2 protein-coding genes are annotated in these 1,313 nt (G+C 69.0%); both read left to right on the forward strand.

From position 1 onward, the window contains the following. Positions 1-262 precede the first annotated feature (262 nt). Positions 263-388, forward strand: a complete 126-nt coding sequence (locus CHB94_RS26525; protein WP_254920895.1) for a hypothetical protein — start codon at positions 263-265, stop codon at positions 386-388. A gap of 6 nt (positions 389-394) precedes the next feature. Beyond that, on the forward strand, positions 395-727 hold the full coding sequence (locus CHB94_RS24325; RefSeq protein ID WP_141137658.1) for a hypothetical protein: 333 nt from the start codon (positions 395-397) through the stop codon (positions 725-727). Positions 728-1,313 lie beyond the last annotated feature (586 nt).

Genomic DNA, 1,313 nt, shown 5'->3' on the forward strand with positions numbered 1-1,313 from the left:
ACCTTCGACCCCCACGTCCCGCCAGCGCAACAAGCCGTCCTCGACGCGCTCCAGGACACCGGCAGTCACGCACTAACCAAATGAGCCAACTCGGGAGCTCAATGCTCGCAACCGCGTGGAGATCGTCATGTGGGCCTACGAGACGGGTCGCGTCGACACCTGATTCGCGTGAGCCCACTCGCCCGGCAGGTTGGATCGCCTCAGCCGGAAGTGCGAGTAGCCAACCGTTCCTGCGCTCAGGGCAGCGGCAGCCCGCAGACGGATGTGCCCAGGGCAGAGCGGCGAAGAGTTCCTCGCGGCCCTCGACGGGGGCAAGTTCGACGACGTCGATCCCGACGACCACCCAGGGCTGCTCGACGTGCTCATGGCTTTGCCCCTCGTACGCTGACACCTCGTGCCGGGAGCTTCGCCGTATCAAGCGGTCGAGGCATTCCTGGCCCCTCTCGAACGAGCGGTGGCCTGCCTCGGCACCGGCAAGATCGTCGTATCGCCTGGCGGCCGCGCTAGGACGGACAAGACGCACCTGTGGAGGCTCAACGGCGGAGAGGGCCTTGTCCTGCGTGGTGACGCGGCCGGCTGCCGGTTCCTGGCGTCCATGCACTACCGGATCATCCCGACCGACCCCGAGAAGTACGACGCCCGGGAGGGGCGCTGGCGGGTCACCACGTCGGCCTACCTGTACGAGTTCCGGGCGCCGGACAACGCGAAGGTGTGGGCGATGCACTGAAATCCGGCCGGCAGGAGCCACGCCACCTTCCCACACCTCCACCTCTACACCGTCCGCCCCGACGGGCACTTCCCCACGCCGCGGCAGACCCTCGAGTCGGCGATGCACTGGTGCATCGAGATGGGAGCGGAGCCGCAGAACGCCCAGTGGCGCACCGTGCTGGCTGAGTCCGAGGGGATCCACCAGCTGTACCGATCCTGGTCCGAGGACCCGTAACCGCCGGCAGGTGGCCGGTGACGCCGGGCCCTTCCGCGTCGAGGCAGGATGCGGGCGGTCAGCCGGGAGTGCACCCCGCTTCCCCCCAACCAGCTCCCCTCCGACTGCGCAGCGCCGGGGGAAGGGTGGGCCGAAGGCCCATCCCGGAGGGACGCGCAGCGCCCTATCTTTCCGGCGGCCGGCGCAGTCGGAGAGGCTCCTGCGGGTGTGGGGGCGGGTGCTGTCGTCAGGGCAGTGTCCGAGGCGACTGCTGTGGCGGCCCCAGTCCGCACACAGAGGTTTTCTCACTTGGTTCCGCGGTCGAGTGAGGTCAATACGAGAGCGGCGGCGGCGATTGCGCTGATGCGCTGCGGGCAGACGGTGACCCGGT

Origin of the sequence: Blastococcus mobilis (genome assembly GCF_900188025.1) — a bacterium.
In the GTDB taxonomy this organism is placed as follows: domain Bacteria; phylum Actinomycetota; class Actinomycetes; order Mycobacteriales; family Geodermatophilaceae; genus Blastococcus_B; species Blastococcus_B mobilis.